A 13,790-nucleotide genomic window follows, 5' to 3' on the forward strand; every position below is an offset into this window, starting at 1 on the left:
CAGCGACGGGCGGTTGGTCAGAACCGCCCGTTCGCACATTCTGGCAGGTTTCGAACACACAAGAGCGCGAAGTAAGCGTGAAGACCATCGCGCAGGGAATGCCGGATGTCGGCTGGACCTGTGGTGACTGCCGCCTGCTTTTTTTCTGCAGGCGGGCCATGGGTTGCGGCCTGCAGCCCGGCATTCCCTGCGCCCTCCGACTTCGAGGGTGAACGACAGCAGCATCACTCGGGCTCACCGTGCCGCGAGAACAATTTCGCATGAGTGGACGTCGTGATTGCGAGCGCAGCAACTCAGAATTTTTCCGCGGGGGGACTCCGCTTATGCGCGGTGATCGAGAAGCGGAGTTTTCGTCTTTGCGAATTCCTCGTGCCTCTCTCACCGCCTCAAGCCTGTATGAGCTTCGATCCAGCGCCGCCCTCCGCTGTCGTCCCGGGCAAGTCACGACGCCGCGCCAGCGGCGGCGGGGCGCCGACCCGGGATCCATAGCCACAGGGAGATGTTTTGCGCACGATATCGAACGAGTCTTGCCAGATCATGGCTGCCGGTGGCTATGGCCCCTGCGTTCGCAGGGGCGACAGCGGAGGTTGTGGCGGAGTTGCGGGCCCGAGCCTCGTTGATACGCCGCCGCCGGCCATGACGCGTCCTTCCGACAAGCGCCTAGATCCCCAGCGCCTCCAGCGCCGCGGCGACATCGGCTGTCGAGCGCACCAGCACCGCATTCAGCCCGCTGGCCCGCGCGCCCTCGACGTTTTCGGCGAGATCGTCGAAGAACACGATCCGCTCGGCGGGCACGCCGATCGCTCGCACCACGTGATCATACGCCTCGGCATCCGGCTTGCGCAGGCCGATCGACGACGACAGGAAGATCTCGCGAAAGTGACCGAGCAGATCGGCGTAAACAGGCGAGAAGTGATCGATGTGCGGCTGGTTGGTGTTGGAGAAGGCGTAGGGCGGCAGCTTTTCCGCCGCGCGTGCGAGCAGCGCGGCGATGCCCGGCATCGCGCCGACGAAGATCGCGTTCCAGCCCTCGAGAAACTGCGCGTCGGTGATGTCGATGCCGAGCTGCTGGCGCAGGTTGGCGAAGAACGCGGCGTCGGAAACGGTGCCACGCTCATGGCCGTGATAGATCTCGTCGCGCACGAAGCGCGCCGCGATCTGCTCGGGCGGACAGCCGGCATGCGCCGCCCAGCGCGAGACCACCTGGACGAAATCGATGTCGATGACGACGCGGCCGAGATCGAACAGCAGCGCATCGGCCGCGCCGGGGTGGAGAGCGGAGGAGGGCATGGACAGCGGCGGCGGTGCCTGGTGTGGAAGCGACGGAGCGCCTCCTTAATAGCGATAGGGCTCGATGTCGACCAGCGGAAACGCGCTGACCACGCTCGGCAGGTTGGTGGCGGTCGCCGGATGCAGATAGGATGCGTTCAGCTCCGCGAACGAGGTGACGCCGAGCAGGCCGAGCGCGCGGATGACCTCGTCCTCCAGCAGCTCGAGCATGCGCAGGATGCCGTCCTCGCCGGCGGCCGCCAGCGCCCAGCATTGCAGCCGGCCAATGCCGACGAGATCGGCGCCGGAGGCGATCGCCTTGACGATGTCGGTGCCGCGGCAGAAGCCGCCGTCGACCATGATCCTGGCCCGGCCCTTCACCGCCGCGACGATCTCCGGCAGCACGTGCATCGCGCCGCGGCCATGATCGAGCTGGCGGCCGCCATGGTTGGAGACGTAGATCCAGTCGACGCCGTGATCGACCGCGATCTGCGCGTCCTCGGCGGTCGCGATGCCCTTGATGATCAGCGGCAGCTTGAACTTGTCCTTGATCAGCTTGACGGTGTGCCAGCTCAGCGCCTTCTGATGATCGCCGCCGGTCGCGCGCAGCCGGCTTTCGCGCACATAGCGCTTGGCGATGTCGCGCTCGCGCCGGCTGTAGTGGGCGGTGTCGACGGTGAGGCAGAACGCCGTGTAGCTGTTGGCGACGGCGCGGCTCACATAGTCCTCGACGAAGGCGTCGTCGCCGCGGACATAGAGCTGGAAGATGCGCAGCGCGTCGGGAGCGGCCTCGGCGGTCTTCTCCAGCCCGGGCTCGGACACCGAGCTCAGCATATGCGCGGCCCCGAATCGTCCGGCGCCCCGAGCGACGCTGGCGGCCCCTGCCGGATCGAAGATTTCGAGCGCGCCGACCGGGGCCAGAACCACCGGCAGGCGCAGCCTGCGGCCGAAGGTTTCGACCGAGGCATCGACCCTGGAGACGTCGCGCAGCACGCGCGGACGGAACGCGATCTCGTCGAGCGCCATCCGGTTCCGGCGCAGCGTGGTCTCGGTTTCGGCGCCGCCGATGATGTAGTCCCAGGCATTCTGGTTGAGCTGGGCGCGGGCCTTGCGGATGAACTCGTGCAGGTTCTGGAACTTCTCGTCGCTCGAGCCGAGCTCGACGTTCCGCCACCCGGCCTCGATCGGGGTCTGTTGGTTCATGGTTGCCTCCCAGCGACTGTCATGTTTCCCGGTTTTGCCGCGGAGCATCGCCCATCGTGCGGTCCGGGTGCAAGCCATTCCGAACTGGAGCTCGCCGGGCGTGCAAAGGCGGTCGCCGCAGCCGCCGGCGGTCAAATCGCGTCATCTTCCGCGGCTCGTCGAAATGTGATGAGGGGTGCCCGTGAAAGACCGGATATGTGCAGTCGGTCCCTGGAGGACAGGCGCAGCCCTGATCTTGATTTCAGCCTGCGAACGTCCATTTCGGATGCGGGCGCCGGCGGTCGGGCTCCGGTACGGCGGCGCAATATCGGCCTTGAAGAAACCGGAAATGTGGTGTGAGTTCGCAACACAAATCGCGCCGGCGACGCGTGCGGACCCTGTGAATCGACCGGCCATCCAACAAACGCTCGGGAAGCAAACAATGCGGAAAAACTGGCTGTTCTTGGCGGGCACGATGACCGGCGTCGGTCTGACCCTGATGGTGACGGGTCCCGACGGCGCGCAACTCGTGGCGAAGGCCAAGGCCGCGGCCGGCATGGCCGACACCTATTCGCAGCTCAATTTGTTCGGTGCGGTGTTCGAGCGTGTCCGCGCCGACTATGTCGAGAAGCCCAGCGATCCCGCGCTGATCGAAGGCGCCATCAACGGCATGGTGTCGTCGCTCGATCCGCACTCGCGCTACATGAATGACAAGTCCTGGCGCGACATGCAGGAGACGACGTCCGGCGAGTTCGGCGGACTCGGTCTCGAGGTCACCATGGAAGAGGGCCTGGTCAAGGTCGTCGCGCCGATCGATGACACGCCCGCGTCCAAGGCCGGCATTCTCTCCGGCGATCTCATCGCCAAGATCGACGGCGAAGCCGTGCAGGGACTGACGCTCGAGCAGGCCGTCGCCAAGATGAAGGGCGGCGTCAACACCAAGACCAAGCTCACGATCATGCGCAAGGGCAAGGAGTCGCCGCTCGACGTCACGCTGACGCGCGAGATCATCAAGGTGCGCCCGGTACGCTATCACACCGAAGGCGGCGACATCGGCTATATCCGCATCACATCCTTCAACGAGCAGACCACCGAGAGCCTGCGCAAGGCCGTCGCCACCATCTCCAAGGAGATCCCGCAGGAGAAGCTCGCCGGCTACGTGGTCGACCTGCGCAACAATCCGGGCGGCCTGCTCGACCAGGCGGTGTCGGTCTCCAGCACGTTCCTGCCGCGCGGCGAGGTGGTTTCCACCCGCGGCCGCAATCCGGAAGAGACGCAGCGCTTCACCGCCCGCGGCGGCGATCTCACCAAGGGCAAGCCGCTCGTGGTGTTGATCAATGGCGGCTCGGCCTCGGCCTCGGAGATCGTGGCCGGCGCGCTGCACGATCACAAGCGTGCGACGCTGGTCGGCACGCGCTCGTTCGGCAAGGGCTCGGTGCAGACCATCATTCCGCTCGGCGCCGGCAATGGCGCGCTGGCGCTGACCACGGCGCGCTACTACACGCCGTCGGGCCGCTCGATCCAGGCGCAGGGCATCGCGCCGGACATCGAGGTCAAGCAGGACGTGCCGGACGAATTCAAGGATCGCGGCGATCTCAAGGGGGAGGCCGGCATGCGCGGCCATCTCTCGGCCGCCGACGGCACCGAGCAGACCGGGTCGCAGTCCTACGTTCCGCCGGACGAGAAGGACGACAAGGCGCTGCACGCCGCATTCAACGTGCTGCGGGGCGTCACGGTGAACGCCGATGTCCGCGCCAAGGCGGCGGTGCCGAACTGATCTGCGAAGTGGGCGGGTGCGCGGCTTGCGACGCTCGATGCTCACACCCGACGGGGCGGCCCTGAGGCCGTCCCGCCGTGGTTTTCGACCAGCGTGTACTGGCGGACACGGAGCATGTCCGTCTGTGTCCGATAGATCATGGCGGAGCTGTGGACTTCAAGCGGCGAACGGGACGACTGGTCGGCAGGGTTTGAATCTGGCTTGCGGAAACGCCTCAAATTGCAACGGTATTTATCGGTTCGGAACCGGCTCAGGCGGCGTCCGAGCGCGAACGGCGGCCGGATGAGCGATTGGTGCGCTGCGCGGCGAACAATTGCCGCACGTCGGCCGCCGGCTTCGGAGGGCTGAAGAGATAGCCCTGCATCTCCGAGCAGCCGAGCCGTTTCAGCACCTGGCGCTGCGCCTCGGTCTCGACGCCCTCGGCGGTCGTCGACATCTTGCGGATGGCGGCAATGTTGACCACGGCCTGCACGATCGCCGCGGAGCCCTCGCTCTCGGTGATGTCCTGGACGAAGCAGCGGTCGATTTTGATCTTGTCGAACGGAATGCGCTGCAGATAGCTGAGGCTCGAATAGCCGGTGCCGAAATCGTCGAGCGCGATGCGGACGCCGAGCGCGCGCAACTGGTGCAGGGTGTCGAGCGCGTCGTCGTCGCGGATCAGCACTGCTTCGGTGATCTCGAGCTCCAGCCGATGCGGCGGCAGGCCGGAGGTCGCAAGGGCATTGGCGACCTTGAGCGCCAGGGTGCCGCTCTTGAACTGCACGGGCGAGACGTTGACGGCGAGCCGGATGTCGTCCGGCCAGCTCACCGCCTCGGTGCAGGCGACCTGGAGGACGCGTTCGCCGAGCAGGTTGATGAGGCCGGTGTCCTCGGCGATCGGAATGAACTCGGCCGGCGAGACGCTGCCGCGCACCGGATGCTTCCAGCGCACCAGTGCCTCGCAGCCGACGATGCGGTCGTCCTGCAGGCTCAGGCAAGGCTGGTAGTAGACCTCGAGCCGATCGTCGGCGATGGCTTGGCGCAGGTCGACCTCGAGCTGGTGGCGCGCCTTGACCTGGGCGTCCATCTCGGGCTCGAAGAAGCGCCAGGTGCGCCGTCCCGCGCCCTTGGCGGCGTACATTGCCAGATCGGCGTTCTTCATGATCTGGTCGAGATCGGTGCCGTGCTCGGGGATCAGCGCCACGCCGATCGAGGCGTCGGCGGTGAGCTGATGGCCGAGGCAGTCGCGCGGCGCGCGGATCGCGCCGAGAATGTCCTCGATCAGCTGTTCGACGTCCTCGCGGTTGCGGATCGCCGTCTGAACCACGGCGAACTCGTCGCCGCCGAGGCGGGCGACGAATCCCGTGGTGCCGACACAGGCGCTCAGGCTCGCCGCGACGGACTTCAACAGCTCGTCGCCGACGAGATGGCCGAGCGAATCGTTGACGCCCTTGAACTCGTCGATGTCGATGTAATGCAGCGCGAGGCGCCGGCCTTGGGGGACGCCGGTCAGCTCCTCCTTGAGGCGCTCGTGGAACAGGGTGCGGTTCGGCAGATCCGTCAGGGCGTCGTAGTGCGCCAGATGCGTGATCTGCTCCTCGGACCGTTTGCGCTCGGTAATGTCCTCGTGGGTGGCGAGCCAGCCGCCGCCCGCGATCGGCTCGTTGACGATCTGGATCCAGCGACCGTCCGTGGTCTCGATGATCTGCGAGGTCTTGCGGCCGATGTCGCGCAGCACCGCATCGGCATATTCGCCGTCGTCGCCCGCGAGCGAGCCGGTCGCCTTGCGGTGCGCGATCAACTCGCGGAACGTGCAGCCTGGTTTCACGACGTCGGCCGACAGGCCGTACATGTCGACGTAGCGCTGGTTGCTGATGACCAGGCGCTCCGATGCGTCGAACAGCAGGAGGCCCTGGGTCATGTTGTTGACGGCCTTGTCGAGCCGTTCCTTCTCCAGCGTCAAGCGGCGGCTCGAAACGTCGTGGTCGCTGATCAGCCGGCGCACCACGACGTAGAGCATGCCGGCGATCAGCAGCACCGATGTCACGCCGACGGCGATCAGGAAGCGCATCTGCTCGCGCCAGTCAGCGAGCGCCGCCGAGACCGTTGTCGTCGCGGTCACGATCAAGGGATAGCTCGTCAGCCGGTGCGATGCGCCGATGCGGTGCTCGCCGTCGACGGGGCTGCTGAAAATGCCCGTGGTGTTGCCATCGCCGGCCAGGATCTGGCGGAAGATCGGCGCGTTCTTGTAGTTCTGGTTCTGCATGCCCTCATGGCGTGGATGGCGGGCCAGAAGGGTTCCGTCGCGATGCATCATCGAGATCGCCGCGTCGGGCCCGAGCGCAACGGAGGCGAAGAACCGCTCGACATTGATGGGTTCGAGACTGCGGCTGATGATGCCCAGGAACTCGCCGCTGGGACTGGTCAGTTTCAGGGCGATGACCGCGACATAGGTGCCGGTGATCCGGCCCACGACCGGTTCGATCAGCAGTTGCGGCGCAGTCGGATCGGATTTCAGCCGCTTGAAAAATGTGCGATCGGCAATGTTGACGGGCGGTACCGGCCAAGCCGCTCCGGAGTTGATCAGGTTGCCCTCGGAGTCGAAGATGTTCAAACCGCCGACATAGGTCACCGCGCTCAGCTTGTCCTTCAGCATGGCATTGACGGCGGCACTTCCCATCTGCTCCTTGAAGCGGGCGCCGGTGTCGATGTGGTTCTGTCGGACGTAGTTGGCGAGATCGCGCTGGATCGCGCCGAGATCCTCCATCTGCTGATCGAAATGACGCGCCAGCAAAAGGACGGTGTTCTCCAGCTCGCGCGTCGCGCTGTTCAGCGCGCGTTCCCGGAAACTGTCGGCCATGATGGTCGTGCCGATCGCGATGGCTGCAATCAGCACGAGGCCTCCGCCGACCAGCCAGCGGATCGGTCCACCGCGGTCGGTCGAAGCTCTGAGGGCATTCCGTGGACTGGCGTTGGTCGTCATCGGCCCCTGAATACGCTGCGATAGGCGCTTCGGGATGGACCGCTACGACGTCCCTCCCACAACCATTGCTATAGGCCCGCTATGGAAGTGAGGTTAGGAAGTTGAGTTAGCGAACAATTAATTCGAAGTTGTATTTGACTTGGTAATCTCTTCAGGCGCGATAGTGCCCGGACTTGCCGCCGATCTTCTCGGTCAAGTGGATACCTTCGATGCGTACGCCGCGCTCGGCCGCCTTGATCATGTCGTAAATGGTCAGGCAGGCGACGGACACGGCCGTTAGGGCTTCCATTTCCACGCCGGTCGGCCCGGTCACCTTGACGGTGGCGCTGACGATGCAGCCGGGTAGCGCGGCATCGGGCGTGATGTCGATGGTCACCTTGGACAGCGCCAGCGGGTGGCACAGGGGAATCAGCTCGGAGGTCCGCTTGGCGGCCATGATGCCCGCGATGCGGGCAGTGCCGAGCACGTCGCCCTTCTTGGCGTTGCCGGACAGGATGAGCTCGAGCGTCGCCGGGCTCATGACGACGCGGCCCTCGGCGGTCGCGGTTCGCTCGGTCGCGGCCTTGTCCGACACGTCGACCATGCGGGCTTCGCCGCGGGCGTCGATGTGGGTGAGGGCGGGAGCGTCGGGCGACTTGTCGGACATGGTCACTCAGCCGCGCTGGCGGAGGCGGCATTGCGCGCGAGCAGCGCGCGCGTCGCCGCCGTGACGTCCGCCTGCCGCATCAGGCTCTCGCCGACCAGGAAGGTCTGGATGCCGACGCGCGCCAGGCGCGCGAGGTCTGCGGGCGTGAAGATGCCGCTCTCGCCGACCAGCAGGCGCTCCTTCGGCACCAGCGGCGCCAGCGCCTCGGAGGTCGCCAGCGTGGTCTCGAAGGTGCGCAGGTTGCGGTTGTTGATGCCGATCATCGGCGAGCGCAGCTTCAGCGCGCGATCGAGCTCGGCGCGATCATGGATTTCGATCAGCACATCCATGCCGTGGGCGAGCGCGGCAGCCTCGATGTCCGCAGCGGCGGCATCGTCCAGCGCGGCCATGATGATGAGGATGCAGTCGGCGCCGTGAGCACGCGCTTCGATCACCTGGTAGGTGTCGAACATGAAGTCCTTGCGCAGCACGGGCAGGGCGGTCGCGGCCCGCGCGGCGACCATGAAGTCGAGATGGCCCTGGAACGATGGCGTGTCGGTCAGCACCGACAGGCAGGCCGCGCCGCCGGCCTCGTAGGCCTTTGCGAGCACCGGCGGATCGAAATCGGCGCGGATCAGTCCCTTGGACGGCGAGGCCTTCTTCACCTCGGCGATCAGCGCGTAGTCGCCGTTTACGTGCTTGGCTCGGATCGCCGTCACGAAGCCACGCGGCGGCGAAGCGACGCGCGCGCGGGCCTCGAGTTCGGGCAGCGCGCATGCCCTCTTGGCTGCCGCGATCTCCTCGCGCTTATACGCTTCGATCTTGGTCAGGATGTCCGACATGGCACGCTCCGGTGGATCAGCTGTTGGAGACCTCGATCAGCTGCTTCAGCCGCGCCGCCGCGGCGCCGCTGTCGAGCGAATCGCGGCCGATTGCGACCCCGTCCTTCAGCGTCTTGGCACGGCCGGAGACGACCAGCGCCGCCGCAGCGTTCAGCAGAGCGACGTCGCGATAGGGGCTCGGCAGGCCGTCCAGCACGCTCTGCAGCGCCACCGCATTGGCCGCAGCGTCGCCGCCCTTCAGACCGTCGCTGCCGCACAGGCCAAGCCCGGCCTCCTCGGGCGAGACCTCGAAGGTGCGGATATGGCCGTTCTCCAGCGCGGCGACGAAGGTCGGGCCGGTCAAGGTGATCTCGTCGAGCCCGTCGGAGCCGTGCACGACCCAGGCGGCCTCCGAGCCGAGATTCTTCAACACGTGGGCCAATGGCTCGACCCATTGCCGCGAGAACACGCCGACCATCTGGCGCCTGACGCCGGCCGGATTGGACAGGGGACCGAGCAGATTGAAGATCGTGCGGGTGGCGAGCTCGACCCGGGTCGGTCCGACGTTCTTCATCGCCGGATGATGCGCGGGCGCGAACATGAAGCCGATACCGGCCTCATGCACGCATCGTCCGACCTGGTCCGGCTTCAGGTCGATCTTGACGCCGAGCGCGGCGAGCACGTCGGCGGCGCCAGAGCGGGACGACAGTGCGCGGTTGCCGTGCTTGGCGACCGGCACGCCGGCGCCGGCCACGATGAAGGAGGCGCAGGTCGAGACGTTGACCGAGCCGGAGCCGTCGCCGCCGGTGCCGACGATGTCGACCGCGCTCGCCGGCGCATCGACGCGCAGCATCTTCGCCCGCATCACGCTGACGGCGCCGGTGATCTCCTCGATCGTCTCGCCGCGCACGCGCAGCGCCATCAGCAGCGCGCCCATCTGCGACGGCGTCGCCTCGCCCGACATCATGCTGTCGAAGGCGGACGCCGCCTCCTCGCGGGACAGCGGCGCACCGGTCGCGACCTTGCCAATGATCGACTTGAGATCGTCCATCACGCGTGCCCCTAGCAAACCGTCACTGATTGTTGCCGCCGACCACCTGGGCCACGGCGGTCTCGTTGATCGTCGTCCCGATGTCCTTCTCGAGCTTCATGACGTAGGCCGTGCCTTGCTCGTCGGCGAGCGCGCGCTGCAACTGGTCCTTCAGCTTCTTGGTGTCCTCGGACGCGAGGTCGACCTTCGGATCGATGATGTCGGTGACACGGAACACAATCCACTGCCGGCCGCCATCAGCCTCGGTCTGGCCGACGCCGTCCTTGGCGGTGCGGAATGCGGCGGTGATCGCTCCGGTGGGGACGCCGGGCACCGAGGCGTCGCGCTTGAACGCGCTGGCCGTCTCGACCTTCACGCCCAGCGATGTCGCCTCATCGGCGAGCTTGCCCCCCTCGTTGAGCTTCTTGACCAGCTCGGTGGCTTTGGCGCGCAGCTTCGCTGCGACCTCGTCGTCGCGCCAGCGCGCGGCGACCTGATCCTTGACCTCGTCGAGGGCGCGATCGCGCGGCGGGGTGATGCCGAGAACCTCGAACCAGACATAGCCGCCGCGGAACGAGATCGGCTCGTTGTCGACACCGACGTCGCTGGTGAAGGCCTGCGCAACGACATCGAGGCCAAGCGGGATGTTCGAAACGGGCTGGCCGTTGGGTTGCTTGCCGGACCTGTCGACCGCTTCGAGCGTAACGGCATTGAGACCGAGCTTCTTGGCGGCCTCGGCCACGCTGGCGCCGCCGCCGCGCTCATCTTCCATCTTGTCGCGAAGATTGGCGACTTGCGACTTGGCGCGGTCGGCTGCGATCTCTTTCTTGATCTCGGCAGCGACGCTCTCATATTCGGGCTGCTGGCCCGGCTGAATCGCGCTGACCTTGACCAGCGCCACGTTGAACGCGCCCTTGACCGGCTGGCTGACCTCGCCGGTCGGCAGCGAGAAGGCGGTATCGGCAACGACAGGGTCGAGAATCGCCGATTTCGTCACCAGACCGAGATCGAGATCGGCCGGGTTGAGGTTGCGCTCCTTGGCGAGCTCGTCGAACGTGACTTCACCCGCGGCGATCCGGGCGCGCGCCGCCTGTGCCTCCTCCATGGTGGGGAAGGTCATCTGCTGGACCTGGCGCTTCTCCGGCGTGCCCATCAGCGCCTTGCGCTGGTCGAACAGCTTCCTGGCGTCCTCGTCAGAAACGTCGGTCGACTTGCCGATCTCTTCGGGTGTCACCACGACGAACGAGATCTTGCGATATTCCGGCGCCTTGAACTGGGCTTTGTGCTCATCGAAATAGGACGCGAGAACCTCGGGCGAGGGCGCATCGATGGTGCCGGCCTGCGCCGCGTCGAGCTTGATGTAATCGATCGAGCGCTGCTCGTTCTGGAAGCGGCTCAGCGCCTCGAGCATCGTGTTGGACGGCTCCAGCCCGGCCGCGATCGTGCCGGTGATCTGCCGCCGCAGCGACTGCCGTCGCTGGTCAGCCAGATAGCGCTGCTCGGTGAAGCCGAAATTGCGGATGATGGCCTGGAAACGCTGCGGGTCGAATGCCCCGTTCGGGCCCTTGAAGTTGGGATCGCTGAGGATCACCCGCATGGTCTCCGCATCGGACTGGGCGAGACCGAGACGGCGAGCCTGCTCGTCGAGGGCGGCTTCCGCAATCGTCTGCTGCAGCACGGAGCGGTCGAGCCCGAACATGTGGGCCTGCTCGGTGGTCAGCGGACGGCCGAGCTGGCGGCCGATCTGCTGCAGCCGGTCGGTATAGATCTGCCGGAACTCGTTGATCGAGATCTCCGTGCGTCCCACGGTTGCAGCCGTCGACTGCCCGAAGCCGCGGAAGATGTCGGCAATGCCCCAGATGCCGAAACTGACGATCAAAACGCCCATGACCACCGCCATGATGGTCTTGCCGAGCCAGTTTGATGAGGCCTTGCGTAATCCTCGAAGCATGGGTCCAGTCTGTCTGCAGGAAAAAGGATGAAGAGGCCGCGCCTTAAAGCAGATTCCGCGAAAGGCCGTCGCCGAGTTGAAACGGCTTATAAAGAGGCAGCCGCCCGGTCGCAACCTCGGCCCTGAGGCCGATTGAAGCGGTGAGAAGACGGCTCCCGCTCTGGTGCTCCTCGAAGGGCTCTGCTAGCCGATGTCCGTCACAACATTTGCTGGAATCCCGCCATGACCGACCGCATCCGGCCGCTGATCGCCGGCAACTGGAAAATGAACGGCCTGAAGGCCTCGACCACCGAGTTCGACGCCATGCTGGCCGGAGCCGCCGAGGTCACCGGCAAGGCCGACCTGCTGGTCTGTCCTCCCGCCACCCTGGTGGCAGGCTTCGCCGAGCGGGCGCGCGGCACCCACGCGATCGCGATCGGCGCGCAGGACTGCCACCCTAAGGCCTCAGGAGCCCATACCGGGGACATTTCGGCGGAGATGCTGGCCGATGCTGGCGCCAGCGCCATCATCGTCGGCCATTCCGAGCGGCGTGCCGATCATGGCGAAAGCGATGTTGTGGTGCACCAGAAGACCGAGGCGGTGTGGCGCGCCGGGCTGGTCGCGATCGTTTGCGTGGGCGAAACCCAGCAGCAGCGCGATGCCGGACAGACGCTCGACATCCTGCGCGGCCAGCTCAACCTCAGCCTGCCGCAGGACTCACGGGCCGACAACCTGGTCGTGGCCTATGAGCCGGTTTGGGCGATCGGCACCGGCCTCACGCCGACCGCCAAGGATGTCGAGCAGATTCATGCCTTTATTCGGCAATTGCTGATCGACCGCTTCAAGGAGCAGGGGGCGCGCATGCGTATCCTCTATGGTGGCTCGGTCAAGCCCTCCAATGCGGCCGAGCTGATGGCGGTCGCCAACGTCAACGGGGCGCTGGTCGGCGGCGCTAGCCTGAAAGCGGCTGATTTTCTCGCAATTGCGAAGGGCTGTTGAGAGCCGAGCTGAGCCGGGCGCTCTGATACCCTGCGCCTCATGCCGCTTCTCCAATCCGCTTCCAATAGATCATCGTGCCGGTGAGGCCGCCATGCGGCTTCACGGCATAGTCTGGAATGATGCCGCTCAGCTGGAAGCCGACGCCTTCATAGAGTGATGAGGCGCCGCCATCTTCGGCGGTGTCGAGCACGAGCATCGTGCGGCCGTGCCCGCGCGCGAGGGTTTCTGCCGCATCCAGCAGAGCACGTGCGACGCCGCGCTTACGATGGCTCACGCGGGTCATCATCTTGGCGATCTCGGCGCGATGTGGCTGGTTCGGCGGCAGCTTCAGCTGCAGCGTCACCGTCCCGATCAGGTCCTGCCCGTCAAAGGCCCCCAGCACGATTCGTTCGCCGCGCTCCGCGGCCGCGAGCGAGTCCTGCCAGAAAGCATCGGCATCGCCGGAGCTGAGCGGGTGCATGAAGCTGACGGACCCGCCATGGGCCACTGTTTCGATCAGCATCGCGCTCAGCGCCGCGCGAATGGCCGGCGTGTCGGACAAGGCTGCGATTCGCGGTAACATGCTCAACTCCGGGCAAGCGCCACGACGTAGACGCAGGGTGCGTCCGATTCGTTGGCAAAGGTGGTGTCGATCGGTGGGCCGAAGCCGAGGCAGTCGCCGGGGCCGAGGACGTGGCGGTCCGCGCCTTCCGTGATGGTCAATTGTCCGCTCTGCACCCAGAGAAGCTGGCGGATGTGGATGTATGAAGAGGCCGGCAAGGTCACGCTGCGGTGCGCCGGCATCTCGACCGTCACCAACTCGATCGGATGATCCGGCCTGAGAAAGACCTGGCGCCTGACATAGCCCGTCTCCGGATCGCGCCAGACCGGCTGCTCGGCCGCCTTGGACAGGCGCTCCGACTGGGCTTCGGCGCGGAGCATCAGGCCGGCCAGCGTGAGGTCGAACGCGCTTGCGAGCTTCACCAGGATGACCGCGGTCGGGCTGACCTCGGCACGCTCGATCTTGCTGATGGTTGCCTTCGACACGCCGGAGCGTTCGGCGAGGTCGGCCAGCGACCACCCGCGGGCGTCGCGTTCCAGCAGCAGGCGGCGCGCGAGCCGCTGGCTGAAATCGTCCATTATTTGATCCATTCGTCTCTGATAATGGATATCGAGGCGGACGGCAAGGGGCGACCCCGAGGGCTACGCCGGCGCT

11 protein-coding genes are annotated in these 13,790 nt (G+C 66.2%); 2 read left to right on the top strand and 9 right to left on the bottom strand.

Annotation, left to right across the window (positions count from 1 at the left end; translation table 11 throughout):
* Positions 1 to 660 precede the first annotated feature (660 nt).
* Together QX128_RS00005 and QX128_RS00010 are read right to left on the bottom strand one after the other, a co-directional pair.
* Positions 661 to 1,290, bottom strand: a complete 630-nt coding sequence (locus QX128_RS00005) for an HAD family phosphatase (RefSeq protein ID WP_316236374.1) — start codon at positions 1,288 to 1,290, stop codon at positions 661 to 663.
* A 45-nt stretch (positions 1,291 to 1,335) separates the two neighbouring features.
* Positions 1,336 to 2,472 (bottom strand): alpha-hydroxy acid oxidase, encoded by a 1,137-nt coding sequence (locus tag QX128_RS00010; RefSeq protein WP_315799755.1) that lies wholly within the window; start codon positions 2,470 to 2,472, stop codon positions 1,336 to 1,338.
* Positions 2,473 to 2,893: 421 nt separating this feature from the next.
* On the opposite strand from QX128_RS00010, the gene QX128_RS00015 reads away from it, so the two are divergent.
* Positions 2,894 to 4,228 (top strand): S41 family peptidase, encoded by a 1,335-nt coding sequence (locus tag QX128_RS00015; RefSeq protein WP_315799756.1) that lies wholly within the window; start codon positions 2,894 to 2,896, stop codon positions 4,226 to 4,228.
* A gap of 250 nt (positions 4,229 to 4,478) precedes the next feature.
* Here the strand turns inward: QX128_RS00015 and QX128_RS00020 are convergent, their stop codons facing one another.
* From QX128_RS00020 to QX128_RS00040, 5 genes are all read right to left on the bottom strand, one after another.
* Entirely contained in the window at positions 4,479 to 7,190 is a 2,712-nt protein-coding gene (locus tag QX128_RS00020) for an EAL domain-containing protein (RefSeq protein WP_316236375.1), read from the bottom strand.
* 151 nt (positions 7,191 to 7,341) lie between these two features.
* Positions 7,342 to 7,836 (bottom strand): cyclic pyranopterin monophosphate synthase MoaC, encoded by a 495-nt coding sequence (gene moaC, locus QX128_RS00025; protein ID WP_315799758.1) that lies wholly within the window; start codon positions 7,834 to 7,836, stop codon positions 7,342 to 7,344.
* Between the two features lie 2 nt (positions 7,837 to 7,838).
* Complete coding sequence (trpC, locus tag QX128_RS00030; RefSeq protein ID WP_316236376.1) at positions 7,839 to 8,657, bottom strand: indole-3-glycerol phosphate synthase TrpC; 819 nt, start codon at positions 8,655 to 8,657, stop codon at positions 7,839 to 7,841.
* 16 nt (positions 8,658 to 8,673) lie between these two features.
* Positions 8,674 to 9,687, bottom strand: coding sequence for an anthranilate phosphoribosyltransferase (trpD, locus tag QX128_RS00035; RefSeq protein WP_316236377.1), 1,014 nt, complete (start codon positions 9,685 to 9,687; stop codon positions 8,674 to 8,676).
* 22 nt (positions 9,688 to 9,709) lie between these two features.
* Entirely contained in the window at positions 9,710 to 11,617 is a 1,908-nt protein-coding gene (locus QX128_RS00040) for a peptidylprolyl isomerase (RefSeq protein WP_316236378.1), read from the bottom strand.
* 222 nt (positions 11,618 to 11,839) lie between these two features.
* Between QX128_RS00040 and tpiA the strand changes: the two genes are divergently transcribed.
* Positions 11,840 to 12,595 carry a triose-phosphate isomerase gene (tpiA, locus tag QX128_RS00045; protein WP_316236379.1) on the top strand — a complete coding sequence of 252 codons (756 nt, stop codon included), beginning with the start codon at positions 11,840 to 11,842 and terminating at the stop codon, positions 12,593 to 12,595.
* Between the two features lie 37 nt (positions 12,596 to 12,632).
* On the opposite strand, the gene QX128_RS00050 is transcribed toward tpiA, so the two are convergent.
* Positions 12,633 to 13,157, bottom strand: coding sequence for a GNAT family N-acetyltransferase (locus QX128_RS00050; RefSeq protein WP_315799763.1), 525 nt, complete (start codon positions 13,155 to 13,157; stop codon positions 12,633 to 12,635).
* A gap of 2 nt (positions 13,158 to 13,159) precedes the next feature.
* Positions 13,160 to 13,726: an XRE family transcriptional regulator gene (locus QX128_RS00055; protein ID WP_315799764.1), complete on the bottom strand. Its 567-nt coding sequence runs from the start codon at positions 13,724 to 13,726 to the stop codon at positions 13,160 to 13,162.
* Positions 13,727 to 13,790 lie beyond the last annotated feature (64 nt).

Origin of the sequence: Bradyrhizobium sp. SZCCHNR1015, assembly GCF_032489875.1 — a bacterium.
Taxonomy (GTDB): Bacteria; Pseudomonadota; Alphaproteobacteria; order Rhizobiales; family Xanthobacteraceae; genus Bradyrhizobium.